Annotated in this window: 22 protein-coding genes and 1 pseudogene; 9 read left to right on the forward strand and 14 right to left on the reverse strand. The window is 68.6% G+C overall.

The window, feature by feature from the left end:
• Nucleotides 1-37: 37 nt before the first annotated feature.
• From ACWBNA_RS26260 to ACWBNA_RS26290, 7 genes are all read right to left on the reverse strand, one after another.
• A complete protein-coding gene (locus ACWBNA_RS26260; protein WP_482706976.1) occupies nt 38-1714 on the reverse strand; it encodes a CocE/NonD family hydrolase in 1677 nt (558 codons plus the stop codon).
• Between the two features lie 102 nt (nt 1715-1816).
• Nucleotides 1817-2695, reverse strand: coding sequence for an alpha/beta fold hydrolase (locus tag ACWBNA_RS26265; protein ID WP_482706977.1), 879 nt, complete (start codon nt 2693-2695; stop codon nt 1817-1819).
• Between the two features lie 431 nt (nt 2696-3126).
• Nucleotides 3127-3696 (reverse strand): TetR/AcrR family transcriptional regulator, encoded by a 570-nt coding sequence (locus ACWBNA_RS26270; RefSeq protein WP_482706978.1) that lies wholly within the window; start codon nt 3694-3696, stop codon nt 3127-3129.
• Between the two features lie 473 nt (nt 3697-4169).
• A complete protein-coding gene (locus tag ACWBNA_RS26275) occupies nt 4170-5132 on the reverse strand; it encodes a sugar phosphate isomerase/epimerase family protein (protein WP_482706979.1) in 963 nt (320 codons plus the stop codon).
• A 74-nt stretch (nt 5133-5206) separates the two neighbouring features.
• A complete protein-coding gene (locus ACWBNA_RS26280; RefSeq protein ID WP_482706980.1) occupies nt 5207-6226 on the reverse strand; it encodes a Gfo/Idh/MocA family protein in 1020 nt (339 codons plus the stop codon).
• A 94-nt stretch (nt 6227-6320) separates the two neighbouring features.
• Nucleotides 6321-7340, reverse strand: a complete 1020-nt coding sequence (locus ACWBNA_RS26285) for a sugar ABC transporter substrate-binding protein (protein ID WP_482706981.1) — start codon at nt 7338-7340, stop codon at nt 6321-6323.
• Nucleotides 7341-7459: 119 nt separating this feature from the next.
• On the reverse strand, nt 7460-8290 hold the full coding sequence (locus ACWBNA_RS26290; protein ID WP_482706982.1) for a TIM barrel protein: 831 nt from the start codon (nt 8288-8290) through the stop codon (nt 7460-7462).
• 181 nt (nt 8291-8471) lie between these two features.
• On the opposite strand from ACWBNA_RS26290, the gene ACWBNA_RS26295 reads away from it, so the two are divergent.
• From ACWBNA_RS26295 to ACWBNA_RS26310, 4 genes are all read left to right on the forward strand, one after another.
• A complete protein-coding gene (locus ACWBNA_RS26295) occupies nt 8472-9506 on the forward strand; it encodes a LacI family DNA-binding transcriptional regulator (protein ID WP_482706983.1) in 1035 nt (344 codons plus the stop codon).
• Nucleotides 9507-9885: 379 nt separating this feature from the next.
• Nucleotides 9886-10092: a hypothetical protein gene (locus tag ACWBNA_RS26300; protein ID WP_482706984.1), complete on the forward strand. Its 207-nt coding sequence runs from the start codon at nt 9886-9888 to the stop codon at nt 10090-10092.
• A gap of 431 nt (nt 10093-10523) precedes the next feature.
• Nucleotides 10524-11093 carry an RNA polymerase sigma factor gene (locus tag ACWBNA_RS26305; RefSeq protein ID WP_482706985.1) on the forward strand — a complete coding sequence of 190 codons (570 nt, stop codon included), beginning with the start codon at nt 10524-10526 and terminating at the stop codon, nt 11091-11093.
• Nucleotides 11090-11698 (forward strand): hypothetical protein, encoded by a 609-nt coding sequence (locus ACWBNA_RS26310; RefSeq protein WP_482706986.1) that lies wholly within the window; start codon nt 11090-11092, stop codon nt 11696-11698. The genes ACWBNA_RS26305 and ACWBNA_RS26310 overlap by 4 nt, the downstream gene beginning before the upstream one ends.
• Before the next feature lie 997 nt (nt 11699-12695).
• Here the strand turns inward: ACWBNA_RS26310 and ACWBNA_RS26315 are convergent.
• A complete protein-coding gene (locus ACWBNA_RS26315) occupies nt 12696-13913 on the reverse strand; it encodes an acetyl-CoA C-acetyltransferase (RefSeq protein WP_482706987.1) in 1218 nt (405 codons plus the stop codon).
• Between the two features lie 563 nt (nt 13914-14476).
• On the opposite strand from ACWBNA_RS26315, the gene ACWBNA_RS26320 reads away from it, so the two are divergent.
• From ACWBNA_RS26320 to ACWBNA_RS26335, 4 genes are read left to right on the forward strand one after another with little or no spacing between them, the layout of a single operon-like run.
• Nucleotides 14477-15622 carry an acyl-CoA dehydrogenase family protein gene (locus tag ACWBNA_RS26320; protein WP_482706988.1) on the forward strand — a complete coding sequence of 382 codons (1146 nt, stop codon included), beginning with the start codon at nt 14477-14479 and terminating at the stop codon, nt 15620-15622.
• Between the two features lie 38 nt (nt 15623-15660).
• Complete coding sequence (locus ACWBNA_RS26325) at nt 15661-16398, forward strand: SDR family oxidoreductase (RefSeq protein ID WP_482706989.1); 738 nt, start codon at nt 15661-15663, stop codon at nt 16396-16398.
• 16 nt (nt 16399-16414) lie between these two features.
• The gene (locus tag ACWBNA_RS26330; protein ID WP_482706990.1) at nt 16415-17173 is read left to right on the forward strand and encodes an SDR family NAD(P)-dependent oxidoreductase; all 759 of its coding nucleotides are present in this window, start codon (nt 16415-16417) and stop codon (nt 17171-17173) included.
• 35 nt (nt 17174-17208) lie between these two features.
• Nucleotides 17209-17835 carry a TetR-type transcription factor C-terminal domain-containing protein gene (locus ACWBNA_RS26335; protein WP_232649887.1) on the forward strand — a complete coding sequence of 209 codons (627 nt, stop codon included), beginning with the start codon at nt 17209-17211 and terminating at the stop codon, nt 17833-17835.
• A 351-nt stretch (nt 17836-18186) separates the two neighbouring features.
• Here the strand turns inward: ACWBNA_RS26335 and ACWBNA_RS26340 are convergent, their stop codons facing one another.
• The 5 genes from ACWBNA_RS26340 to ACWBNA_RS26360 all read right to left on the reverse strand — a co-directional run bounded on the left by ACWBNA_RS26340 (nt 18187) and on the right by ACWBNA_RS26360 (nt 23803).
• On the reverse strand, nt 18187-19731 hold the full coding sequence (locus tag ACWBNA_RS26340) for a class I adenylate-forming enzyme family protein (protein ID WP_482706991.1): 1545 nt from the start codon (nt 19729-19731) through the stop codon (nt 18187-18189).
• Nucleotides 19728-20612 (reverse strand): MBL fold metallo-hydrolase, encoded by an 885-nt coding sequence (locus ACWBNA_RS26345; protein WP_482706992.1) that lies wholly within the window; start codon nt 20610-20612, stop codon nt 19728-19730. Before ACWBNA_RS26345 ends, ACWBNA_RS26340 begins: the two co-directional genes overlap by 4 nt.
• 539 nt (nt 20613-21151) lie before the next feature.
• Nucleotides 21152-21592, reverse strand: a complete 441-nt coding sequence (locus ACWBNA_RS26350) for a tautomerase family protein (RefSeq protein WP_482706993.1) — start codon at nt 21590-21592, stop codon at nt 21152-21154.
• A gap of 67 nt (nt 21593-21659) precedes the next feature.
• Nucleotides 21660-22565, reverse strand: coding sequence for an alpha/beta hydrolase (locus ACWBNA_RS26355; protein WP_482706994.1), 906 nt, complete (start codon nt 22563-22565; stop codon nt 21660-21662).
• 173 nt (nt 22566-22738) lie between these two features.
• Entirely contained in the window at nt 22739-23803 is a 1065-nt protein-coding gene (locus ACWBNA_RS26360) for a helix-turn-helix transcriptional regulator (RefSeq protein ID WP_482706995.1), read from the reverse strand.
• Between ACWBNA_RS26360 and ACWBNA_RS26365 the strand changes: the two genes are divergently transcribed.
• Nucleotides 23793-24839 carry an AraC family transcriptional regulator gene (locus tag ACWBNA_RS26365; RefSeq protein WP_482706996.1) on the forward strand — a complete coding sequence of 349 codons (1047 nt, stop codon included), beginning with the start codon at nt 23793-23795 and terminating at the stop codon, nt 24837-24839. The two genes, ACWBNA_RS26360 and ACWBNA_RS26365, sit on opposite strands and share 11 nt — an antisense overlap.
• Before the next feature lie 46 nt (nt 24840-24885).
• On the opposite strand, the pseudogene ACWBNA_RS26370 reads toward ACWBNA_RS26365, so the two are convergent.
• Nucleotides 24886-25176, reverse strand: a pseudogene (locus ACWBNA_RS26370) (ATP-binding protein); the annotation flags it as partial.
• Between the last annotated feature and the right edge of the window lie 187 nt (nt 25177-25363).

Consider the following 25363-nt stretch of genomic DNA (forward strand, 5'->3'; position numbering starts at 1 on the left):
AACCGATCGGTCGGCCTTCCCGTCCCGTCGCTTGCGGTCAGGCCGGAGGCACCACGGGCAGGATGATGCGGGAGGTCCGGGCGGGGTCGTGGAAGACCTGCTGCCGGGCCACTCGGGCCGTGGTCGCGCTCTCCTCGGGCTCGCCGGTGTTGAGGTTGCGGTCCCAACGGGGGAAGTTGCTGGAGGTGACCTGGAGCCGTATCCGGTGCCCCGCCCGGAAGGCGATGCTGGTCGACCACAGGTCCACGACGTGCTCGGCCGCCTCGCCCGGCGCCGACGCGCGCACCCGCACGATGCCGTCGGCCACATTGCGGGAGACACCCGTCTCGTCGACGTCGCACAGGCGTGCCACCCAGTCGGTCGAGGGCCCGTCCGTGGCGGTGAAAAGCACAGCCCGCACCCGGCCGGTCACCTCGACGTCTTCGGTGAGCGGTTCGGTGGTGAAGACCAGGACGTCCTCGCGCGCCTCCACGGCCGTCTGGTCGAGCGGCCCGGGACGGAACTCGTCAGACAGCAGGAGCGCTCCGCCGGTGGTGGGCACCGGGTTCATGGGATCGTAGGTGAACTCGTCGGGCTGCTCGGCGGTGGACGGCGGCTCAAGCGTCAGGCGTCCGTCCGCACGCAGGTGAAAGTGGGTGTCCACGGCCCGCGACAGGGGCCATTCCGTCTCCTCGCGCCACTGGTTGATGCCCATGACGAACAGCAGCACCTTGCCGGTGTCCGGCTCCAGAGCCTCGCCGTCGCCGATCGTGCGCTGGTACCAGTCGAGTTGCAGGTCGTGCAGGCGTCCGCGCATGCCCATGAAGGCGGAGTTCGCGGCGAACCCGAAGTTGACGTCGCCGACCACGTGCTGCTGGTTGGCGTGGCTCCACGGGCCCATGATCAGCGTGGCGGACCGGCCGGCGCTGCGCATGGCGGCGAAGTTGTCGAGCGTGCCCTGGGCGAAGATGTCGTACCAGCCGCCGACCTGGAAGGTGGGCAGGTCCACCTCGTCGTGCCGGCCTGCGACCCGGCAGGACGTCGCCCAGCCGGGCTCCCGCCGGGACCGCTCGTAGCCCAGCTCGGGCAAGTCGTGCCGGGCGAACGCGGGGAACCGCCCAGCGGGCAGTTCCCCGTAGCCGCCGTCTGCCAGGCCGTCGAGATCCTGCACGAGCCTGCCGAGACTGCCCACGAGCGCGGCGGGGTCGGTGCTGTGCCGGCGCATCAGCGCGTCGGCACCCATCATGAGGGTCCAGGGCGCGGTGATCCCGAGCTCGATCGCACCGCCGCGCGTCCACAGCCCGTCGTCCGGATCGGACCACGTGACCATCGGCGCGATCGCCTTCAGCTCCGGCGGCTTCGACAACGCCGCCATCCACTGCGTGTTGCCGAAATAGCTGGCGCCGATCATGCCGACCGAGCCGCTCGCGCCGGGCAGAGCAGCGGCCCACCGCACGGTGTCGTAACCGTCGCTCTCCTCATGTGTCCACGGCTCCCACTCCCCCTCCGAAGCGAACCGGCCACGCGTGTCCTGGACGACCACCATGAAGCCCCGCCGGGCCGCCGCCAGCGGATCGAGCACGACACCGACCATGGGCGTCTGCTTGCCGTACGGCAGCCGGCTCAGCAGCACCGGCCACGGCCCCGTACCGCCGGGCCGGTAGACATCGGCGCGCAGCACCGTGCCGTCACGCATCTGAGCCGGAACATCGAACTCGATCTGGATCTCCGCCATGTACGGCTCCTTCTCGCCACGACACTCTCACGTGACATGGTCGAACCTGGCCCTCTCACGCACTACCCCCGAACGAGGGTGTCCACGGCGCTCTCGGGGCGGTCACGCCACCGCGTTCAGCAGGTCGGCCAGCAGGTCGGGCCGTTCCAAGGCGATGAAGTGGCCCGCTCCCGGCACCTGCGTGAAATCGGCAGCCGGCAGCAGCTCCTTGTCGGCCTGCCGGTCCGAGGGCCGGGACCAGTCGTTCTCCCCGTAGACGAGGTGGACGGGTGCCTTGACCTCGGAGTAGCGCGAGCGGGCGGCGATGAGACTGGGCAAGCTCTGGTACACGGCCCTGGCGACGGTCGAGTAGCCGGGGCGGCGGCCCACCTGGAGGAGTTCGTCGAGGTAGTCCGCCCGCAGCGCGGTCTTGTCGACCAGCCCGCCCTGCAGGATCCTGCGGACGGCGGCCTTGGGCTCCACCCCGGCGACCACCGGGCCTACCCCCGGAGTGAGAACACCGCCGACCACCACACGGGCGAGAAGACTGGACCGGGCGATCCCGCCGGGGAAGTCGTACGTGTTCACCGCGACGACGCGCCGTACCCGCTCGGGCAGATCGGCCGCGGTGGTCAGGGCGAGCACCGCTCCCATGGACTCCCCGACCAGGGTCACGTCGTGGAGGTCGAGTTCGGTGAGGAGCCGCTTGACGCCCGCGCGCATGGCCGGCTCGTCGTACGACGCACCGGGCACGATCTCGGAGTAGCCCATCCCCGGCAGGTCGAGGGCGTACACGGTGTACTGGTCCGAGAGCAGGGGGATGAGGGAGCGGAAGTGCTCGGCCTGCGTGCGCACGGTGTGCAGCAGGACCACGGGAGCACCGGTGCCCGCCTTGAGGTAACGCAGTGTTCCCTCACGGTTGTGACGTCCTGTGCGCGGGGCGATGGTGTGGCTGGTGGTCCCCGGGATGTGAATCGTGGGACGTGACTCTGGGCTGGGCATCTCGCTGGCTTCCCTCTGTGTGAACTGCTGTGGACGGGTGATTCGGACAGGGCCCGCCCGAAGGGGGCGTGACCACCGACCAGGCCTTGGATTCATTGAGAAACCGACCGGTTTCCATCATCGTAAACCGATCGGTTTCCTAGCGCAAGACCGAGGTTGCCATCCGCAGGTGCAGGGCTACGCCGTCGTGGCCGGCCGCCGTGGCCGAGGTGATGCGGCGAAGCGGTCCGGGCCGGCTGGATGAGGCTCTGGGGAACCGCGCACCTGCTGTTGGGTGCCGATGTCGACGAGACGACGGTCTTCCTGGCGCGCGGCACGCCCGTCAACACCCCTACGGCCACCGGGCTCCCCTCCGATTGCGGGGAATCAGGGGCGGGGAGCCATCAGCCCGGGGAGCGCACGGTCACAGCGCCCGCCCGGAAGGGGATGCGTCAGCGCATGCCTGCCGCATCGAGCAAGGTGGTCACCGTGGGCGTGACGAGCCCGGTCAGCTTGTCGGCTCCGATCCCCGCGCGGGCACTGGCGCCGTCGAAGACAAGGCTGAGCTGCCGGGCCAGCAGGTCGGGATGACTTGCCCCGCCCTGTTCGGCCTCGAAACGGAAGAAGGCCGTCAGGTTCTCCTTGACGCGGTGGGCCACCTGGCTTGCAGGGTGGCTCTGGTCTTTGAGCTCGATCTGAGCAGCCAGGTACCGACAGCCTTGGAAGTCGGGCGCACCCGCCTGCTCCTCCAGCTGGTCGAAGACGTGCAGGATCCGCTCGCGGCGTGAACGGCCGTCGTCCGCCGCCGGCAGGAGGCCGGCCGCGAAGGCGGAGGCGCGTTCCCCCAGGCTCGCCGCCAGCAGTTCATCCTTGCTCTCGAACAGCTGATACAGGGAACGCTTCGACACCCCCGCCGCCTTGCACAGCGCCTCGACGCCGATGCCGACACCTTCTCGGTAAGTGAGCGTGGCCGCCGCCTCCAGCAGCCGCTCTCTGGTACTGGACTTCACTACGGTGGTCATACCGCGAGGTTAACTCGACGTGGACACAATGAAAACCGATCGGTTTACGGCAGTTTACCGGGGCGCCCTTCGCGCCGCCCACGGCCGGGCGGGCATGTGAGTACGGTTTCCGCTACGCCGGGGCGACGGTCTTTTGCGAGGGCGTTAAGTCCGTTTCTGGTAGCGGCCTCGTCCGGGCTGGGTGAGGAAGCCTTGGCGAGTGAGGCGTCCGAGGCGAGCGCGGGTGACGTTGACCGATGCCTCGCCGGTGGGCATGTCAAGGAGTTCGCGCAGCTCTCGGGCTCGGAACTCCCGGTCGGGGTGCTGGTTGAAGGCGCTCACGATGGCCTGGACTCGTCCGCTAAGTCACTGGGGGTACGGCTCTCGTTCCATGCCCGCATCTCGGCATGCACATGCCCAGCAGATGGCCTGCCCGACGACCAGTACCTCGATCGAGCGATCACGAACCGAGGAAGATCGGACTAAACGTCCACTCAGATCTCCTGGGGCTTGTAGGAGCTGGGTTCGCGCAGGGCGACGCGACCTAGGAGATCGACGGTTTTGGTGACGCCCTCGACGGGGGCCACAAGAACGTCCTCGTGCTCGATGCTCAGGACGTCGTCGTAGCCGGCTCGACGCAGGGCGAGGCAGAAAGCGCGCCAGAACGCGTCGTCGTGGCCGTAGCCGAGGGTGACGTAGTTCCAAGAGCGTTCCTTGGCGGCCATGACCGGCAGCGTCTCCAGCCTGCTGGTCAGCGCCTGGCGGGAGGGTTCCAGCCGGGTGTCCTTGGCGTGTACGTGGTAGATCGCCTCGCCCAGGGCCTCGATGGCGGCGAGCGGGTCGGCGCCCATCCACATCAGGTGGCTGGGGTCGAAGTTGGCCCCGACCACGGGCCCGACTTCCTCCCGCAGGCGCAGGAGGGTGGGGACGTTGTAGACCGCCTGGTGGGCGTGCATCTCCAGAGCGAGCTTGGGTACGCCCTGGTCACGGGAGTGGGCGACGAGGTCTCGCCAGTACGGGAGTACGACCTCGGTCCATTGCCAGTCGAGGATCTGTGTGGTCTCCGGCGGCCAGGAGACCGTGATCCAGTTGGGATTGGCGTCGCCCGGCCCGCCCGGCAGCCCGGACATCATCACCACGCGGTCGACGCCGAGCAGCGGGGCGAGAGCGATCGTCCTGCGCGCGACCTGGTCGTGCTCGCGGCCGCTGGGCCCGGGGTGCAGGGGGTTGCCTGAGCAGGTGAGGGCGCTGATCGTGAGCCCTCGGTCGGCGAGCTTGGCCAGCAGTTCGCGGCGCGCGCCGTCGCTGTCGAGAAGCCGGTCGATGTCGATGTGCGGGGCGGTGGACCAGGCACCGGTGGCGAACTCCACGTGGTCCAGGCCGAGTTCGGCGGCCAGGTCCAGGGTCTCGTCGAGCGTGAGCTGCCCGACGCTGTCGGTGTTCAGACCGATTTTCATGATGCGTCCCGTCTGCGGTGTGGTCGGGCGGTGAGGGGTCGTTCCCCGCTGGTTCGGTGTGCCGGCGGTAGGGGTCAGATGTAGAGGGCTGGGCGGTCGGCGAGTTCCACCTCGACGCGGCGGCCCTCGGTCTGGGCGCGGATGCCCGCCTCGCAGACCGCGGCCACGGCGTAGCCGTCCCAGGCGCTGGGGCCGGTGACCTCGCCGCGCCGGGTGGCGTCGACCCATGCCTGGACCTCGCGGTCGTACGCTTCCTCGAACCGCTCGACGAAGCCGGGGGTGACCGTGCCGCCCCAGCGTCCGCCGGTGCTGACGAGCATGTCGTGCCGGTCGCCGATGCGGGCGGTGCCGTGCTCGCACACCGCCTCGGCCTGGACCTGGTAGCCGTAGCGGGCGTTGACGTAGATTTCGACGTCGACCAGGGCGCCGCCGTCGGTTTCGAAGACGACGAACTGCGGATCAGCCAGCCCTTCGGGCGCGTTCCCGGAGGGCCGCGGCCGCAGCACCGTGACGGACGTGATCTCCTGGCCGAGCAGCCAGCGGGTGATGTCCATCTCGTGGGTCACGGAGTCGTTGATGAGCATGGCGCTGGTGAAGTCCGGCGGGCAGGACGGGTTGCGGTGCCGGTTGTGCAGCATCAGCGGCCGGCCCAGTTCGCCGCTGTCCAGCAGCGCTTTGAGCTTGATGTACTCGTGGTCGTAACGGCGCATGAAGCCCACCTGCACCCGGCGGTGCCCGAGCCGACGCTCGGCCTCCAGCACGCGCAGGGCGGAGGCGGCGTCGGGGGTGAGGGGCTTCTCGCACAGGACGGGCAGGTCGTACTCGAACGCGGTGAGCAGTGCCGCCTCGTGGGCGACGCCCGGGGAGGCGAGCAGCACCGCGTCAACGTCGGGTGAGGCCATCGCTTCGGCGACGTCGCCATAGGCCGCGCATCCTTCGACGTCGGCGGCAACCGTCTTGGCGCGATCGATGTCGACGTCGACGACGGCGGCCACATGGGCGCCGCTGGTCACCTCGCTGATCCGGCGTACGTGATCGGCTCCCATGCGGCCGGCGCCGATCACGGCGACTCCGAGGGAGGTGCGGTAGGTCATGTGGTTCCTTGACTTGAGGGTGGCGATGGCGGTGACGGTCAGCAGAGGGCCGGCCGAACCCACACGGGTCCGGCCGTGACCCGGGTCGTACGCGTCACCGTGTTCCCTTGGCCGCGAACGTGGCGACGGCGGCGACATTGGACTTGTCGACGAAGGCCGGGCCGGTCAGCACGGGCGCCACGCCACCGCCGCTGTAGTTGCCGTTGTTCTTGTAGAGCCAGAGGGAGTCGACCGCCAGGTAGCCCTGCAGATAAGGCTGCTGGTCGACGGCGAACTCGATGCTGCCGCCCTGGATCGCCTTCACGAGTTGCTTGTTGAGGTCGAAGGTGGCGACCTTGGCCTTGCTGCCGCTGTCGGACACCGCCTGCGTGGCGGTCAGCGCGACCGGGGCGGCGAGGGTGACGACGTAGTCGATGGAGGGGTCCTGCTTGAACTTGGCGGTGATGGTCGACTTCACGGACGGCATGTCGGCGCCGTTGACGAACAGGTTTTCCGTCGTGCCCGAGAAGCCCTTCTTCACGCCCGCGCAGCGTGCCTCGAGGGCGACCTGGCCCTGTTCCTGAATGACACAGGCGACCTTCTTGGCGCCGAGGGAACTCAGCTTCTTCCCGATCGCCTCGCCCGCGACGGTCTCGTCCTGGCCGAAGTACTCGAGCAGGTCCTGCTTCTTCCAGTCGTCCACACCGGAGTTGAAGCCGACCACGGGTATACCGGCCCGCACTGCCTTGGCCACGGTTTCCTTCATGGCATCGGGCTTGGCGAGGGTGACGGCGATGCCGTCGACCTTCTGGTCGATCGCGTTCTGCACCAGGTTGGCCTGGTTGCCCCCGTTCGGGTCGGAGGAGTAGATCAGCTTGACGTTGTCCTTGGCGGCCGCGGCCTGGGCGCCCTTGCGGATGGTGTCCCAGAACGTGTCACCGGGGACGGCGTGGGTGATCATCGCGATGGTCATGCGGGGCGTGGTGGCCTTGCCGGCAGAGACGCCACCGGCGCTCTCCTGTGACTTCTTGCCGCCCGAGCTGCTGGAGCAGCCGGCGAGTGCCAGGACTGTACCGGCGGCCATGGCCACCAAGACGGTGAATCTGCGGGAGCGGGAGGGAAGCGAGCGGTTCATTTCGGCACCTCACTGTGCTGACTTGCGGGAAGGGGTGATCCACCGGCGGGACGCAACACATCCCGTTGCGGGTCGGGCGGGGAGCTATTGGGTGGCCTGCTGTGCGACTCGGGGTGGGATCAGAGGGTGAACGCGGCGCGGAAGCGCTCCATGGCGGTGTGACTGTCTCCGGAGGGCCATGCCTCCAGGGCGACCGTCCCGTCGTAGCCGAGGTCGGTGAGGGCGCGGGCGACGGCCGGATAGTTGATCTCTCCGGTACCGGGTTCGCAGCGGCCGGGCACGTCGGCGACCTGGATCTCTCCGGTACCGGGTTCGCAGCGGCCGGGCACGTCGGCGACCTGGATCTCTCCGATCAGGCCGGCGCCGTGCGCGCGGCGGATCAGTTCGATGAGGTTTCCCTCGCCGATCTGGGCGTGGTACAGGTCCAGATTCATCCGCAGACCGGGCCGATCGACTGCCGCGACCAGGGCGTAGGTGTCGGCGGCTCGCGCGAACGGGACGCCGGGGTGGTCGACGGCGGTGTTGAGGTTCTCCAAGGTGAAGGTGACGCCTGCGCTCTCACCCAGTTCGGCCAGACGGGTGAGCGTGCGGTGGGCGGTGATCCACATGTCGCCGGTGGCCTCGTCGGTCACCGGCACCACGGGCAGGCCCTCGCTGTCCAGGCCGGTGCCATGCAGGTTGAGCCGGGGGCAGCCGAGATGCTCGGCGGCCTTGATCGATTCCTCGGCTGTGCGAAGGAGTTCGGCTGCGCCGTCCGGGTCGGTCAAAGTGCCGCGAAGGTAGCCGGTCATCGAGGAGAACTCGGCGGGGGTCTGGGCCAGTGCGTTCAGGTCGTGCCGGGTCCAGTCCCAGATCTCCACCTGGAAGCCGGCCTCGTCGATGCGCCGGGCCCGCTCCTCGACCGGCAGGTCGCGGTAGACCGTCTCGGCACAGACCGCCAACGTGTACATCGCAGCTCCAGACTTATAACGTTCTAAGAGAACAGGAGCAGTACGCCAGGCGCCGGGCCACCTGTCAAGGGTTTGTGCGGACATTTGATTTATAACGTTTTAACAACGTTGACCAGTGCGTGTCCTGCTTGGCTCGGTCTACGATCACCTCGGAGAAGACCCTCGATCAGGAAGGCCGACAGTGCCATCGCGCTCTGCCGTCCCGGACGGAAAGCGGCCGACGCTCAGCGACCTCGCGGCGCGGGCAGGTGTCTCCGTGCCGCTTGCCTCCATGGTCATGCGCGGTGCCAAGGGGCCCAGCGCGGCAAGTCGCGAGCGGGTGCTGCGGGCCGCGCAGGAGGTCGGCTACCGGCCGGACAGCAGGGCCCGCCTCCTGCGCAGCAGCCGCTCGCACCTGGTGGGAGTGCAGTTCGACCTGCGACAGCCCTTCCACGCCGACATGGTTGAGGCGCTCTACGCCGCGGCGGGGGCGGCCGGCTATCAGATCGCGCTCAGCGCCGTCGCCGCGAGCCGCAGCGAACACGAGGCGGTGGAGATGCTGCTCGCCGACCGCTGCGAGGCGCTGATCCTGCTCAGCCCCCATGCCCCGGCGGCCCGGCTGGCAGAACTCGGGGCGCAGCTTCCCGTCGTCTCCGTGGCCCGTCGGCTGCGTCCGCTCGCCGACGGCGTCGACGTCGTCCGCGCGGCCGACGACGAGGGCGCCCGCCAGGCGGTTGACCACCTCGTGGCACTGGGCCACCGCGACATCGTCCACATCGACGGGGGCAGGGCGCCGGGCGCGGCCGACCGGCGCCGCGGCTACAAGTCGGCCATGAAGCACCACGGCCTCACCGACCGCGTCCGCCTCGTGCCGGGCGGGCTGACCGAGGACCACGGCGCGGCAGCCGCACGAACACTCCTCGCCGAGGCTGCCCGCCCCACCGCCGTCCTCGCCTTCAACGACCACTGCGCGATCGGCGTCCTCGACACCTTCCTGCGCGCCCGCATCCCTGTGCCCGACGAGATCTCGGTCGTCGGCTTCGACGACAGCCACCTCGCCCGTCTCGCCCACGTCCAACTCACCACGGTCGGGCAAGAAGCCCGCCAGCTGGCGCGCCGGGCCGTGAGCCGGGCCGTCGCCCGGCTGGAGGGTGGGGCGGCGGACGACGAACGAGAAGTCGTCGTCACACCACACCTCGTCATACGAAGCACCACCAGGGCACCTTGCCGCTCCTGACCCGCGCTGCTGTCGAGGAGTTCGTGCAGCTCTCGGGCTCGGACTCCTCGACATGCCCACCGACGAGGCATCGGTCAACGTCACCCGCGCTCGCCTCGGACGCCTCACTCGCCAAGGCTTCCTCACCCAGCCCGGACGAGGCCGCTACCAGAAACGGACTTAACGCCTCTGAGGGTCAGTGGGTATTTCCCGAGCGGCGGGGCCGCTTGCGGTGGGCCGTCAGCAGGACCGGGAGCGGGCCGGGGGCAGGCCCTGGTCCGGACGCCCGCTGTCCAGGCTTGCACCACTACCGCGTCGTCACGCAAGCCAACTCTCACAACCGTCTCTACTCGTCGAAGGCCGCCGGCAGGTCGGGGTGGGCCTGGATGCGGTGCGCTACATGCCGGACCATCCGGCCTACCAGCAGATCATGGCGGTGTTCACCGCGGCCGACCATCCGCTGCGTGCACGGCAGGTGTGCGAGGCAACGGACGTGGCGGTCGCGCCCAACAACATCAACAACGTCCGCCTCAAGCTCAAGCGGCTGACCGACCGCGGGGTCCCGGCCGAGACCGAGCCAGGGTGGTTCACCCAGCCTCGGCCGTAGTCGACCGATGTCGCCACGACCTGCCCGCTTGTCCCACACGAAACGAAGAATCGGGCATCAGGTCTCATACCGCCCTCTGAGGCTTCGTCCGGGCGGGGACGCGGTGCAGCCCCTGGCGGCCGCCCGTCACCACCGAAGCCGGAGAGTGCGGCCGCGATGAGGCCGACGGTCATCCTCACCCAGCCCCTGGCCAGGCCCGCGCCCACTGGGCGCCGTTGTAGAGGCTCTCCGCCGCAGCGGCTTCGAACTCTGGGAGGACGCGCGCGAAGAGTCGTGGCCGACCTACCCGTGCCGGACCTCGCAGGGAGGGACAGCCGGGAAGCGGCCATCGCCTCGGCCGGCGCGACGGACCTCCCTTGGGCCGGGTACGTACAGTGCCCGTGGCGATGAAAGGAACGGTCCCCGGCCGGACAGGTGGGGGTGTGGAATCCATGCTGGAGCAGGAACGTGCCCGGGCCCGAGAAGCCCGCTTCGATGCGCTGGCGCGCGCGGTGGCAAAGCCGCTGCACCGATATCTGCTGCGCCGGGCGGACGCAGACGCGGTAGACGACATCCTCGCGGAGACGATGCTCGTGCTCTGGCGCCGCCTCGAGGACGTGCCCGGGCTCGGGAAGGGCCCCGTGACCGACCCCGACAGCGTGCTGCCCTGGTGTTACGGCGTCGCACGCGGCTGCCTGTCCAACGCCCGCCGGGCGGACGGGCGCCGGCTCCGGCTGGTGGAGCGGCTGACTCGTACCGCACCGCCGCCAAAGGCCGGGGAAGCCGACCACCCCGAACTGCAGGCCGCACTCGGCACACTCGGCGCCCTGGACCGTGAGGTGGTGCTGCTCTGGGCATGGGAGGGGCTGACCCCGCGCGAGATAGCGGAAGTGACCGGACTGACCGCCAACGCCGTCAGCATCCGCCTGCACAGGGCAAAGAAGAAACTCGCCGCTCTGCTTGACCGAAAGAACGACGACAAGGCCGGACATGAGATGGGTGAAGGAAGGAGCAACCGGTGAACGACGAAGAACTGCTGGCCCGGATGAGGGCCATCGACCCGGCGCGGACCTCTGATGCTCCCCAGCTCGACATCAACCGTCTCCTGGAGGCCACCATGACCGCCGACACCACAGTCCGCACCTCCCCCCGCGCATCGGACCGTCCCCGCCGCCCCCTGCTGCTGGCCGCAGCAGCCGCCGCTGTGCTCACGGTGGGAGCCGGCATCACCTGGGGGGTCACGGCGACCCGTGACACTCCTCCGGCCGTGGCCGCCCCGCTGGTCCTGACCGTCCAGCAGGACACAGGCGGCGGCCCGGCCACAGCGTGCGCCGAGCTCGACGTCACCACCCTGCGCCAGTACACGACCGCCTTCGAGGGCACCGCGACCTCCATCGACGGCGATCAGATCACTCTCCGAGTGGACCACTGGTACCGCGGCGAAGACGCCTCCACCGTCCGGCTCGACAACACCCACGAAGGACAACTGGAGTCATTCGGTCAGGAGTTCGCTGTCGGCCAGACCTACCTCGTCTACGCCGAGGACGGCAAGGTCCCGGTGTGCTACGGCGATGCCGAGGCCACCCCGAAGCTGCGCAGCCTCTACGACCGAGCGTTCGGCCAGTGAGCGCACAAGCTCGGCGGCTGTTCCGTCTCGCACGGTCTGCCGTTGGCTCGTTGCGAGGTTCAGCGGGAGCCGTTCGGTAAACGCGTCACCGCTCGCATCGCCCTGCCCGACGACCGGGGCGGGGACGTCACCGGACGCCGCCCCCAGTAGCAGCCGGCGCTCGCCCTCGGCTCCCGCCTTCACTGACGGCCTGATGAGAAGCGGCGCGTTACAGGGGGGCGATGTCGGTGGGAGACAGGTCGGGGCGGGCGCGGTGCCGGTATGCGGGGTGGCGCCACCGGCCGGAGGCGTCGCGGGCGACGTCGACGCCGGCTTCCCCACCAGTTCGGGTTCCACCAGCGTGACGTTCAGCGTCTCCCCGCTGCCACCCGGCGGAGAACCACCAGCCTGTCCACGGATGACCGCGCCGCCGCGCGGCGAGCAGGCCGGCGACCGCAGCAACTGGCCGTCTGGGCGAGGGTGGTGCTGCGGCCGACGTACTGAAAGCAGCCTTCGGTGTCGTGCCTGCCCTCCTCCGGTCGTCGCGACCACCCGCCGCACCGGTGGCGCGGGGGCCGCAGAGGACCGATCTCTCCTGGAACCAGATTGGATCAGACGCAGAAGGCACCGCGGATGACGAAATCGAAGGCGCGGTCCGGCATCAGCCAGCGCGGGAACATGGCGGGGGCGGTCCCGAAACCCACCCGGTAGCGGGTGCGCGGGCGGCGCGCCCTGGCGATCTTGACGATGGGTCTTGCCGATGACTCCTGGCCGTCGATCAGGATCGTGCCGCCCTCGAGGGGTCGGGGACGACAGTGGTGTCCGGTGCCTGGCCGTCGAAGAAGGCCGCCACGGTTTGCGCTCAGCCTCGCTGCCTGCCTTGATCGCCGCGGCCACCGACGGCAGGGCGACCGCGCGGGCCTGCGGGAAACACTCCAGCAGCCGCTGTAGGCCGAAGTGGTGGTCAGCGTGGGCACGGTATGGATCTCTGCGCGCGCCGGGACCGACGGGCTACGCCCTAGGCGAGCCGCTCGATCAGCATGGCCATGCCCTGCCCGCCGCCGACGCACATCGTCTCCAGGCCGATCTGTTTGTCATGGGCCTGAAGGTTGTTGATGAGCGATCCGGTGATCCGCGCTCCGGTCATCCCATAGGGGTGGCCCAACGCGATGGCCCCTCCCGAAACGTTGAGTTTGTCCTCGTCGATCTGCAGCATCCGTGCGGAGCCGAGCACCTGCACGGCGAATGCTTCGTTGATCTCGACGAGATCGACGTCGCTCATGGTCAGGCCCGCGTGGTCGAGTGCCTGACGGGTGGCCTCGATGGGTCCGAGGCCCATGATCTCCGGCGACAGAGCGGTCACGCCGGTGGAGATGATGCGGGCCAGCGGCTGCAGGCCGAGTTCACGCGCCCGGACATCGGACATGATGACGAGGGCCGCCGCTCCGTCGTTGAGCGGGCACGAGTTGCCGGCGGTGACGGAGCCCTTCTCACGGAAGACCGGCTTGAGCGCGGAGACCGCGTCGAGCGTCGTCCCGGGCCGCGGACAGTCGTCCTCGGTCACGATCGAGCCGTCGGGCAGGGTGATCGGGGTGATCTCCCCCCGGAAGTGGCCGCGCGCGATGGCCTCCTCGGCTCGGTGCTGCGAACGAACCGCCCACCGGTCCTGCTCTTCGCGACTGATGCCCGTGAGGGAGGCCACGTTCTCCGCGGTTTCGCCCATGCTGATGTACACGTCGGGCACCAGTCCCGACTCGCGAGGGTCGGTCCAGGCCTCGTGGCTCGCCTGCCTGGCGGCCGAGCGTGCCTGAGCGACGCCGAACGCGGGATTCTGCGTGTCCGGCCAGGAGTCCGAGTTGCCGTTGACATACCGGGACACGGCCTCTGTGCCCGCCGAGATGTAGGCCGAACCCTCGCCTGCCTTGATCGCGTGGAAGGCCATCCGCGTCGTCTGCAGCGACGATGAGCAGTAGCGGGTCACCGTGGTGCCCGGCAGGTTGTCGTAGCCCAGTTGGACCGCGACGTTGCGCGCCATGTTGAAGCCTTGTTCACCACCGGGCAGACCGCAGCCGAGGATCAGGTCTCCGATCTCGTCGGGGTCGAGTCCCGGGACCTTGGCGAGCGCCGCAGCGATCACCTGGGTGGCGAGATCGTCGCTGCGCATCTCCTTCAGCGACCCCTTGAACGCCCGACCGATCGGCGAGCGGGCGTAGGACACAATCACGGCTTCGGGCATCTGAGTGCTCTTCTCGGAGATCTGGCGGTGGGTTCTGTCCGGGCGAGCGGCTCTCAAGCTCCGGCAGAACAGGGATGACGTCAGCAAGGTAGCCACCCGAAACGGGTGCTCCATAGGACGAACGCGCCTCGCCGTGGTACCTCCGCGACAGACGGGCCCCTGCCCGTTTCGTCTTGCTTCTCGGTGAGCGCCTCGCCCCGGCCCGCCGTCCTCCCGCATGCCTGCGGTGGCCGAGGCAATCGCATACAGACGTTCGGCGGCACTGCGGAGCGGTCACGCCATCGATCCGCGCCTGCCTGCGGGCATGGCCGCCCATCACCCCGCTCAACCAGACCCGTCAACACGGTTGATGTGTGGGGTGTTGATGGGGGAACCGCCGGCGGACTCCGCTGCGCGCGATGGAGGACCACCGTGGCGTACGTCATGTCCGTCTGCCTCGCAGACGGGGTTGACGGAATCGGCCCGCCTAAGAAAACTAAGCACTCGCATAGTTACTATGCACTCGCTTACTTCCTGCTTCCTGCTTCTTACTTCCTCTTTCCGGCGAGCGACGAGGAGCTCCTGTGCGCCGTACTGTTTTCGATGCCGACCACGAGGCCTTCAGGGCCTCCGTCCGGGCATTCGTGGAGCGCGAGCTGCGGCCGCGCCAGGAGGAGTTCATCCAGCAGCGGGCGATCGACCGCGCCGCGTGGAAGGCCGCTGGGCAGCAAGGACTGCTCGGGCTGCTGATACCGGAGCAGTACGGCGGCAGCGAGGCGGGCGACTATCGCTTCACCGCGGTTCTGCACGAGGAATTCGCCAGGCTGTCGGTGGCGTTCGCCTCCTCGTTCACCATCCACTGCGAGGTCGTCGCCCCCTACCTGGTCGAGCTGACCACCGAGGAGCAGCGTGAGCGCTGGCTGCCGCGGTTCTGCGCGGGCGAGCTGGTCACCGCGATCGGTATGACCGAGCCCTCGGCGGGTTCCGATCTTGCGGCCCTGCGGACCACTGCCGTACGCGACGGCGAGAGCTGGACCCTCAACGGCTCCAAGACGTTCATCACCAACGGCTTCGGCGCCGACCTGGTAGTCGTCGCCGCTCGCACCAGTCCGGAGAAGGGCGCCAAGGGCATCACGCTGTTCGCCGTGGAGACGGACATGCCCGGTTTCGAGCGCGGGCGCAAGCTGGACAAGGTCGGTCAGCACGAAGCCGACACCGCCGAGCTGTTCTTCCACGACGTGCGCGTCCCGGGCGCCAACGTCATCGGCGAAGTCGACCGCGGCTTCATCCACATGATGGAGCGGCTCCCGCAGGAGCGGATCGGTGCCGCCGTGCTCAACCTGGCCCACGCCGCGCAGATCCTGGACGAGACGCTGGAGTACGTGAAGGAGCGGAAGGCCTTCGGCCAGTCCGTCGGCTCCTTCCAGTACAACAAGTTCCGGCTGGCCGAGATGGTCACCCAGATCGAGGTGACCCAGGCCTTCGTCGACCAGTGCGTCGCGGCCCACGTCACGGGCCGGCTCTCCGCGGTGGACGCGGCCAAGGCCAAGTGGTGGACCGCCCAGGTGCAGAACGAGGTCCTCGACACCTGCGTCCAACTGCACGGCGGGTACGGCTACATGAACGAATACCGGGTCGCCCGAGCCTGGCAGGACGCCCGCGTCACCAAGATCTGGGCCGGCTCGAACGAAATCATGAAGGAACTCATCGGCCGCGACCTCGGCCTGTAAGGCCCTTGGGCACCTCGTCTTCCGGATTGGAGCGCCCGATGGGCAACCTCAGCTTCGACTTCACCGGCCACACCGTGATCATCACCGGCGCAGCCCGCGGCATCGGCCTCGAACTCGGTCGCCACCTGCGCACTTCAGGCGCGGACGTGGTCCTGGTCGACCGAGACGAGGACGAACTCCGCGCGGTGGCGAAGGAGTTGGACGCTCTGTGGGTGGCCGCGGACGTCACCTCCAGCACTGACGCGGAGCGTGTCGTCGCCACCGCGCTGGCCGAGACCGGCCGCGTCGACGTCCTGGTCAACAACGCCGGAATCCTGCGCGACGGCGTCCTGTGGAAGCTCACCGACGACGACTGGGACGCCGTACTGGCCGTTCACGCGGGCGGCACCTTCCGGTTCACCCGGGCGTGCGTCCCCCACTTCCGTGCGCAGAGGTATGGCCGGGTCGTCAACGTCACCTCCTACTCCGGTCTGCACGGCAACATCGGCCAGGCCAACTACGCCACCGCCAAAGCCGGAATCATCGGCTTCACCCGCACCGCCGCCAAAGAGCTCGCCCGCTTCGGCGTCACCGTGAACGCCATCTCCCCCAACGCGGAGACCCGAATGGTCTCTTCCGTCCCCGCTGAGAAGCGCGCCGAGCTGACTGCCGGCATCCCGATGGGCCGCTTCGGCGACCCGAGCGAGATGTGCGCGGCTGTCGCCTTCCTCGCCTCCGAGGAGGCCGGCTACATCACCGGTGCCGTGCTGCCCGTCGACGGCGGCCTGTCCCTCTGACCTCTCTGGAGCCCCTGTGAACATCCTCGACCGTTTCCGTCTCGACGACCGCGTCGCCATCGTCACCGGCGCTTCCTCCGGTCTCGGCGTCGCCTTCGCTCAGGCCCTCGCCGAAGCCGGGGCCGACGTCGTCCTGGCCGCCCGACGCACCGACCGGCTCGCCGACACCGCCCGCCTCGTCGAGGCCACGGGCCGCCGCGCCCTGTGCGTCAAGGCCGACGTCGCCTCGCCCGACGACTGTCATGCGGTCGCGGCGGCCGCCGCGGACTTCGGCCACGTCGGCGTTCTGGTCAACAACGCCGGCGTAGCCGATGCGGTCCCGGCCAGCCGGGAGACACCGGAGCACTTCCGGCACATCATCGACATCAACCTCATGGGTGCCTACTGGATGGCCCAGGCGGCAGCCCGAGTGATGACCGGCGGCGGCTCCATCGTCAACATCGCCAGCGTCCTCGGCCTGGTCAACACCGGCCTGCCGCAGGCTGGCTACTCCTCCTCCAAGGCGGGCCTGCTCGGTCTCACCCGCGACCTGGCAGCCCAGTGGAGCCACCGCAAGAGCATCCGTGTCAACGCCCTCGCCCCCGGCTACTTCGCCTCCGAAATGACCGCCCGTCAGGACGCCGACCACATCGACGACATCGTCCGCCGCATCCCGCTTCCCCGCACCGGCGAACCCGAGGAACTCGCCGCCGCCGTGGTCTTCCTCGCCTCCGACGCCTCCAGCTACGTCACCGGCACCACCCTCACCGTCGATGGCGGCCTCATCATCAGCTGAGCAGACCTACAGACGTGATCCGCAAGAATGGGCGCGTGACAACCAGCGCAACCGACGACCTGTGGGGCGAGGCCGGCCCCGGCTCCCGGCGCATCCTCGAGGCGGCCCTCACGGCCTTCGCCGCCCGCGGCTACCACGGCGCCTCCACCCGCGACATCGCCGCCGCCGCCGGGATGAGCCCGTCGGCCGTCTACGCACACCACCGCACGAAAGAAGACCTCCTCTACGCGATCAGCCTCGCCGGCCACCGCAGCGCACTGGCCGCAGTGGAACGCGCCCTGGCGGAGGAGGTGACGGCGGTCGGGCGGCTACGGGCGCTGGTTCACGACTACACCGCCTGGCACGCCCGCCACCACCAGCTGGCCCGCGTCGTCCAGTACGAGCTCGGCGCACTCGCGCCGGACCACCGGGACGAGATCCTCCGGCTCCGCCGCCGCACCGAGGAGGTGGTGCTCGACGAGATCGCGGCCGGCATCGCGTCCGGGGCGTTCCGCACCGAGGACCCGGGCGGTGTCGCACTGGCGGTACTCTCCCTCGGCGTCGACGTCAGCCGCTGGTACGCCCCCGGCGGCCACCACACTCCCGTCAGCCTCGGCCGCCGCTACGCGACCCTGGTGCTGGCCATGCTGGGCACCGACCACCGGTCCGCGACCGCGGGCTGACGAACGACGTCGGCTCTCTCCCATCACGGCTACGTCGTGCTTGGTCAGTCACGGGCGCCCCGGTTTCCCGGAGAAGTCGAGCACCCAGATGTCGAGTTGGGGATGGTCGGCCTGCCAGCCCCGGGTGCGCCTGCCTCACTCCGGCAGTTCGAACCCACGCCTCCCGGCGGCGCCTGGCACTCCCCCTTGCCTCACGGTCGTCCATCCGCACGAGCACGCCCCTGAAGCGTCACTCCGACCCCTCCGGCCGGCACCTTCGAAGACGATCGGGTGGCGGGAGGGAATCTCGCCCCGCGGGCCACCCGACCTTCGAAGATGGCGAGCCCTCGATGACCGAGCATCTGCTGGTGGTCAATGGGATGACAGGGCTGCGGCGTGAGCGGCCCGCAACGAGGGCTTGTCGATCTTGCCGACGGCGTTCCTGGGGAGGGCGTCGACCACGAAGACGGACGTCGGCCGCTTGTAGCCGCTGAGGTGTTGCGCAGTCAGCGCTTCCAGAGCCGCGGGGTGAACAGTCATACCAGGTCGCGGCTGGACGTAGGCGACGACCACCTCTCCCCACTTCTCGTCAGGCACACCGATGACGGCTGCCTCGAGGACAGAGGGGGCAGCCGTGAGGACGTCCTCGATCTCCTTGGGGTAGATGTTCTCGCCACCGCGGATGATCATGTCTTTCGATCGCCCGACCAGGGTCAGGTAGCCGTCCGCGTCCAGGTGGCCTACGTCGCCCGTGTACAGCCAGCCGTCCACGATCGTCTTCGCCGTGTCTTCCGGCCGGCCGAGATAACCACGCATGACGTTGGGGCCACGCACGATGACCTCACCATCCATGCCGGTCGCCAGCTCATTGCCCTGCTCGTCGACGATCCGGAGCTCCTGCCCCGGGACGACAACCCCCACGGTGCCCGCCCGGCGCGGACCCGCGACGGGGTTGACGGTGGAGAAGCAGGTTCCTTCGGACAGCCCGTAACCCTCGATGATGGGGAAGCCGTACCGAGCCTCGAATCGGATCGGCAACTCGGCGGAGGCGGGTGCCGCGCCGCACGTGCCGTAACGCAGCGAGGACGTGTCGGGTCGAACGTCGGCCGGCAGCGCCTCGAGCATGTTGTAGATCGTGGGCACGGCACTGAAGTAGGTGGGTCGCTCCCGCTCGACGAGATCGAAGAAGGTCTTGGGGTCGAACCGGTCGGTGATGAAGACACTGCCGCCTGCGACCAGCGGCATGAGCACGCTGATCACGATGGCGTTGACGTGGAAGAGCGGCAGGATCAGCAAGCAGCGGTCGGTCGGCCCGGCCTCGATCGCCTGGCACCCCATCGCCGCCATCGCGTCGATGTTGGAGTGGTCGAGCATCACGCCCTTCGGTACGCCCGTCGTTCCGCTGGTGTAGATCAAGAGTGCCGGCGCGGTCGAGTCCGGCTGCGGCGTCGGACCCGACCCCACCGCCTCTCCGTACAGGTCGTCGACGGCCGGCGTGGCGACGCCTGCAGCGGTCGTGCCGTCCTCGACGACCAGCACGCGTGCGCCCGAGTCGTGGAGCTGCCGTGCGACCTCACCCTCGGTCAGGCTCGGATTGACCGGGGTGACGGTCGCCCCGAGCCGCCAGGCCGCGAACAGCAGAAGCACGAACTCGACGCGGTTCGTCAGCTTGAGCGCCACGACATCGCCAGTACCGATCCCAAGGTCCTGAAGGTGACGAGCAGCAGCCCGGACACGGGTCAGGAACTGGGCATTGGTGAGCGACTGACGCCCGTCGGCAACCGCGGGCCCATCCGGAGTGGATGCGGCGCGACGGTCGGGCAGAGAGGCGAAATTCATGGTGAGGTCACCTATCGTGGTGTGGCGCGTTTCAACGCGAAGGCAACAGTGCGGGCTTCGGGTGACAGGCTCGGTCACTCAGCAGCATCGCGCTTCGCGATCGCCTCGCCGGCGGAGAACTGGAGCGTCCAGACGTTGCCGTGGTGCGGGTACTTCTCCACCATGGTGGCCACCAGCTCTTCTGCGTCCTTCGCGACCTCGGAGGCAGCCGCGAAGTCCTGGATGTAGGCGCGGGTCTGGGCGATCATGGTCTCGACCGCGTAGTCGTCGCCGTCGGGCCTGCGGTGTCCGGACACGATCATGCGCGGGCGGAGGCTCTCCACGGTGTCGACGGTCTCGAGCCAGTCCTGCCACTCATCGGGCGTCGACAGGCCGAGCATCGGGTGGATCTCGTTGTAGATGGAGTCACCGGCCACGACGACGTCGATCTCGGGGATGTGCACGATGCTCGTGGGATGGATGTCGGCCTGCTTCACCTCGATGATGTGCAGGGGAGATCCGTCGACGTACAGCGTGTCGCCTTCGAGTGGCTCCGGAAGCGGCCCCGCCATGATGCAGGTGTCGCCGAACAGCATGCGCCACTGCTCGATCTGAAGCTGCATGCTCTGCTTCATGGACTCGACCACGTGGGGCAGCGCCACGGCCTTCGCCTCCGGGAACCGCTCCAGGAGCGGTCCGAAGCCCAGGTAGTGATCAGCGTGATCATGGGTGATGTAGATCGTCGTGAGCTTCTTGCCGGTGCGTTCGATCAGGTCACCGAGGTCGCGGACGTCGTCCTTGAGGTAGAGCGCGTCGATCAGGACCATCTCGGTGGCGCCGCTCACGAGCGTGGCCGTGGTGGGCGAGAAGGTGCCGTTCGGTACGCCGGGAAACTCCTCGGCCGGGACATTCGGCCAGCGACCGACGAAGACCGTGGCGCGGATGGGTGCGGCCGGCGAGGAGTGGGTGTCAGTGGTCACGAGGTACCTCCGGTTGCGGTGTTGTCGGCCGACGCGGCATTGCGCACGTCGGCAGGCGAAGTCACGTTATGAACGCACGCTCGGTGACTCTTAGAACGAGTGCGCCGAGCGCTGGTATGCGAGCGCCACGTCGCTCTGAAGCACCACCGTGGCTGCTGGAGCGGTTGATACGGCTCACTGCGGGACAAGCAACCCCGCGCAGACAGCGGCAGCGCGGAGCGAGGTCAGTGAACCGAAGACAAGCAGGACGGGACGGCTGTCCGCGGCGATACTTTCGCTGCTGAAGCGGCCTGCGTCAGTTGTCGGCAGGTCGATGTCGGGAATCCTGTCCCCGCCTCCCGGATCGCTCCTCGGGATCCGCAGATCGCGCAGATGTCCGCGAAGGTCGGCCGGTCGATGCGGTAGCGGGTGCCCTCGCCGCGGGTGGTACGCGCTGTGGTCGTCATGGGCTCCTCAGACGGATCCTCCGGAGATGGATGAGGTCCCGGGGCACGCACGGTCGACAGCACCTCACGATGCCTCGGGACCTCGGTCAGGGGTCAGCCGGTCAGCTCGTAGGGGACGGGCCGGTTCTCCCTGGCCCAGAGCTTCTCGGTGTCGGACTCCGGCGCAGGCGGAACGAGGCCCTGGACGCGCCAGAGGTCCATGGGGGTCTCGTCGATGTGGACCTCCCAGTCATAGCCGCGCTCCTTCACCAACGGCGCCAGCTTCTCCTCGATGACCTCCATGCACAGGAACCGCATCTCGGGGTCGTCCATCTGCCGGGCGATGTGGTCCACGCGGATCCGTATGAAGTTGTTGTTTGCCTTACCACCGACGTACATGGTGTTCGCCGGCATTTCCTTGAACAGGACGACGACGTAGAACTTCGGCAGGTCATAGGCGTAGTCCGTGTAGAGCGAGGTGATCCTCTCGGACAGCTGTTCCTTGTCCTGCGGGGTGAAGGCGTTCTCGGGGGTGAAAATCTCCCAGTACGGCATTGCGGCTCCTTGCTGGATGGATCGGTGACGGAAGGCGTGGGTCGTCGATGCGGCGCAGGAGGGGGGCTCAGCCCCGGAGGTGCTTGACGAAGTGGTCCCGTGCGGCTGCGGAGAGCTCGTCGAAGCCGGGGCCGCTGTAGAAGTCGAAGTGGCCGCCCTGCTTGACGATGATCTGCTTCGGCTCCCGGGCCTCCTCGTACGCGTCGAGGGCCAACTCGAACGGTGCCACCCTGTCGTTGTCGGCCACGATCATCAGGAGCGGGGTCGGCGCGATGCGGCTGATGAAGGTACCCGGGGCGTACTCGGTCACCATTTCCATGCTTCGAGCCGTCAGCTCGTTCTTCCAGTTGGGCGCCCGGTCCGCCGACGTCTTGCTGAACCACTCGTAGGCGTCGGCCGCTGGCATCACGGCCTGCGCCGTGGGGTCGGCCGCGACGACCGGGAGCATGGCGGGCTCTCCGCCGGTGAACCGGTTGAGCCGGTCGCCCTCCTGGATCGCACGGAAGACTGGGATGAAGTCCGGCCGGATCGCCCGGCTCAGGGTGCGCGGACCCGTGATGAACGGCACCTGGGAGACGACGGCCCTCACCCTCTTGTCGATCGCCGCGACCATGAGGACGTGTCCACCGGAGAAGCTGGAGCCCCAGATGCCGATCTTCGACGCGTCCACCTCGGGGCGGGTGGTGGCGTAGGTGATCGCGTTCCGGAAATCCCGGTACTGCAGGACCGGGTCGACCTCCTGGCGGGGAGTTCCCTCACTGTCGCCGAAGTTCCGGTGATCGTAGGCGAGCACGTTGAGGCCGGCTTCGGAGAAGACCACGGCATAGTCGTCGAGGTGCATCTCCTTGACGCATGACAGCCCGTGCGCCAGGACCACGACCGGTGCCGGCGTGCTGGTGTTCCTGGCCGGATAGAACCAGCCCCGGAGGGTGACGCCGCCCTCGCCCTGGAACTCGATGTCTTCTCGATTCATGTGATCTTCCGATTCGCTTGCGATGGTCCGTCGGTCGTGTGGAGGTTCACTCGGAGTGACCCGACACTCGCGAGTGGTGGTGTCGGGCCCAGAATCCACGAATGCCTGTGAGGGCTCATAGAAGGATCGCGCCGCGAGGTGGTACGGGTGTGTCACGGCCTACGAGGAGACGGTCAGGCGCATCCGTGGGCTTCCCGGTAGTCGCCGGGCGACAGCGAGAACTCTCGACGGAACTCCCGTCCGAAGTGGCTGGCGTCGCAGAAGCCCCACCGGTGTGCGATCGCGGCAATGCAGAGGTTCGTGTTCACCAGGTCGCCTCTGGCCGCTGCCAGGCGGTGCATGCGGATGACCGTCCCGACGGTGTCCCCGGTCGACGCGAAGGCCCGGTGGACCGTCCTCGGAGAAACGCTGTGGGCGGCAGCGAGGTCGGCGACTCTGATCGGTCCACCGGCGAGATGGTCGATGATCCAGTCTTCCAACCGCCGTCGGAACAACTGCAGGAACTCGTCGTCGCCGATGCGTGGTCGACTCGCACGGATCACGCCGGCAATGAGGACGAGGAGGGAGTTGCGCGCTCCCTCGACCTCCGCCGCGGACATCCGCCCGATGTGACGGTCCAGGCTCATGAGGAAGCCGTGGAGGAGGTTCGCCAAAGGGCTCTGAGCCGTGTCCAGGAGCAGGCAACCGGGCGTACCGCCCCCCGCGTCGAACGGGGACAGGGCGCTCATGGGCACCCGGACCGTTCGTTTGGCCAGGTGATCCGGGATGACGAACCGCCCGGTGATGCGGGTGCTCATGATGAGAACCGTTCCTGGTCGCAGAACGACGGTCTCGTCAGCGGTCTCGATGATCTGCCGGCCGGCGCTGGCAGCGAGGAGCAGCAGCGCGTCGTCGTCCTGACGCACCGCGTTTCTGCCTCGGGTCCCTTCGACCTGCGCGCACACCCAGTCGGTGATGAGAAGGTCTCCGAGGTCCAGCTCCTCAGCAGATCCGAGGCGCTTGACCGGCCCGGTGAGCCGCAGGTCCATGGAGGCCAGGCGGTCGCGGACGGCGAGCCTCCAGCGGACGTCCAACTCTTCGGGTGTCAGCAGGTCGGCGGGGCTTAGCATGGGTGGGGCGACAGTCACTTCGGCTCCAGCTCGGTAGAAGCTGTCCTCTCGGTCGTGACGTGTAGTTTGCTTCGTTGAAACATTCCGGTACTTGCCCTGAGGCGACAAGGATTTGTCCTTGCGTGACACCGATCTTCCTGTCCGGTGCTCTGCCCTGCAGGGGCTCTCCGCGCTCGTCACCGAGATCGGCGGCTCGGGCCCGGAACTCCTCGCGGCATACGGCTTCGACGAGGCGAGGATCGCCGAGGGCAACTCGTTCGCCAGTCTCCGACTGGTCGAGCGCGTTCTCGAGGAAACGGCCCGCCGATTCGCGCTTCCGGACCTCGGGTTGAGGATGGCGGCGCAGCAGGATCTGCATGTGCTGGGACCGCTGGCGATCGCCATGGAGAACTCACGCACGATCGGCGAGGCCGTCGAGTGCGCGAGCCGGTACCTGTTCGTCTACAGCCCGGCCCTCTCACTCGAGGAAACCGACGATCCGCTGGGAAGCCCCGGTGTGGTCGGCCTCCGCTACACGACCACGGGCATCAACGCCTCACCACAGGCGATCGACTACGGCATCGGGATCGTCCACCGAGTCCTGACGCTGCTCCACGGCGACGCACCCTACGGACTGCGTTCGGTCCTGCTGCCACACCCTCGCCTGGCACAGGAAAGCTCCTACCGGAAGTACTTCGGGGCCGAGGTCAGATTCGACTGTCCGAGCGCGGCCCTGCGCGTCCCGAGCCACCTGTTCTCGACACCGGTCAGGGGCGGCGATGACCTGCTTCACGACATCGCGATGGACCATCTCGAAACGCACTTCGGCCACCGGCACGTGCCGATGTCGGACCTGGTCGCAGCGATTCTCAGCGAACAGCTCGGATCCAGCGGTCCGGACCTGTCGAAAGTCGCGCGCCTGCTGAGTCTCCACCCGCGTTCACTGCAGCGGTCCCTGTCCAAGGAGGGCACGACCTTCTCCGGCGTCGTCGATCGTGTACGCAGGAGTCAGGCCCTGGACTTGATCACGAGGACCGACCTGTCCTTCTCGCGGATCGCGGCCAGCCTGGGGATGCAGGAACAGTCCAGCCTCACTCGTGCGGTACGTCGGTGGTTCGACACGTCACCTTCCAGACTGCGACGCGAAGGACAGGAGCCGAAAGGTCATTCCGCCCTCATCGACTGAGCGTGCTCCGCGAGCCCCCGAGCCGGCCCTGGGTGATCTCGTCTCTCTACGGTCTCAAGTCCGCCGTCACAGGTCTGAGTTCGGAGCTGCCTCTGCCCGGGAGGGCCTGTTCGGCCCAGATGACCTTGCCCTCACCGCTGTGCCGTGCACCCCAGCGCTCGGGGAGCTGGGCGACCAGGAGCAGGCCGCGGCCGCCTTCGTCGAAGACCCGGGCATGGCGCAGGTGCGGGGCGGTGCTGCCGGCGTCGGAGACCTCGCACGTCAGGGTGGACTGGAGGATCATCCGCAGCCGTATGGGGGCTTTGCCGTAGCGGATGGCGGCCGAGGACAGCGCCGAGCCGGCGGAGGCTGCGTTGGTCGCCGAGCTGAGAGCCAACGGCGCATGCAGCGCTGGGCGGCGGCTCCGCACTGGGCGGGCCGAGTGAGACCCGCACCGGGCCCGGTCGGCAGCGCTGCGGGAACGGTACGAGGACGGTCACCGCCCATGGAACCCAGGTGCCGATGGCAACCGGCCGCCGGTCCAC

It is taken from the genome of Streptomyces sp. Q2 (assembly GCF_056820935.1).

Bases quoted from the DNA above. Each gene is read 5' to 3' on its own strand.
- ACWBNA_RS26280 (WP_482706980.1), bottom strand. From the start codon at position 6,226: ATGACCTACCGCACCTCCCTCGGAGTCGCCGTGATCGGCGCCGGCCGC.
- ACWBNA_RS26290 (WP_482706982.1), bottom strand. From the start codon at position 8,290: ATGTACACGTTGGCGGTCTGTGCCGAGACGGTCTACCGCGACCTGCCG.
- ACWBNA_RS26300 (WP_482706984.1), top strand. From the start codon at position 9,886: ATGCCGGACCATCCGGCCTACCAGCAGATCATGGCGGTGTTCACCGCG.
- ACWBNA_RS26285 (WP_482706981.1), bottom strand. From the start codon at position 7,340: ATGAACCGCTCGCTTCCCTCCCGCTCCCGCAGATTCACCGTCTTGGTG.
- ACWBNA_RS26275 (WP_482706979.1), bottom strand. From the start codon at position 5,132: ATGAAAATCGGTCTGAACACCGACAGCGTCGGGCAGCTCACGCTCGAC.
- ACWBNA_RS26325 (WP_482706989.1), top strand. From the start codon at position 15,661: ATGGGCAACCTCAGCTTCGACTTCACCGGCCACACCGTGATCATCACC.
- ACWBNA_RS26305 (WP_482706985.1), top strand. From the start codon at position 10,524: ATGCTGGAGCAGGAACGTGCCCGGGCCCGAGAAGCCCGCTTCGATGCG.
- ACWBNA_RS26355 (WP_482706994.1), bottom strand. From the start codon at position 22,565: ATGAATCGAGAAGACATCGAGTTCCAGGGCGAGGGCGGCGTCACCCTC.
- ACWBNA_RS26265 (WP_482706977.1), bottom strand. From the start codon at position 2,695: ATGCCCAGCCCAGAGTCACGTCCCACGATTCACATCCCGGGGACCACC.
- ACWBNA_RS26350 (WP_482706993.1), bottom strand. From the start codon at position 21,592: ATGCCGTACTGGGAGATTTTCACCCCCGAGAACGCCTTCACCCCGCAG.
- ACWBNA_RS26270 (WP_482706978.1), bottom strand. From the start codon at position 3,696: ATGACCACCGTAGTGAAGTCCAGTACCAGAGAGCGGCTGCTGGAGGCG.
- ACWBNA_RS26260 (WP_482706976.1), bottom strand. From the start codon at position 1,714: ATGGCGGAGATCCAGATCGAGTTCGATGTTCCGGCTCAGATGCGTGAC.
- ACWBNA_RS26315 (WP_482706987.1), bottom strand. From the start codon at position 13,913: ATGCCCGAAGCCGTGATTGTGTCCTACGCCCGCTCGCCGATCGGTCGG.